This is a genomic window from Paraburkholderia sp. SIMBA_030, from assembly GCF_046535245.1.
GTDB lineage: Bacteria > Pseudomonadota > Gammaproteobacteria > Burkholderiales > Burkholderiaceae > Paraburkholderia.
Genome location: NZ_JAWRXB010001064.1, coordinates 1 through 255, shown reverse-complemented (window position 1 = coordinate 255; position 255 = coordinate 1). Strand labels below are relative to the sequence as shown.

Sequence of the window (255 nt, the reverse complement as noted above, 5' to 3'; positions counted from 1 at the left end):
CAGACGAATCGCGACGAACCGCAATAACGCGCACCAACCCGCACCAACCCGCACCAAACACAAAGGCCGCGAACGTCACCGTTCGCGGCCTTTTGTCTTTGCCGCGCCGCAGCATGCTGCGGCATGATCGCGGGCGGTCAGCTTGTCGCTTCGCTCTCGTCAGTGGCCTTCTTCTCGCCCGTGCCGATAAAGACGCGCGCGGCGATGATGCCCGCTTCGTAGAGGATGATCAGCGGCAGCGCCAGAATGAGCTGC

At 63.1% G+C, this 255-nt stretch carries 1 pseudogene; it reads right to left on the bottom strand.

Annotation, left to right across the window (positions count from 1 at the left end):
- Positions 1–137: 137 nt before the first annotated feature.
- Positions 138–255 (bottom strand): annotated as a pseudogene (locus tag SB772_RS43285) (Sec-independent protein translocase subunit TatC); the annotation flags it as partial.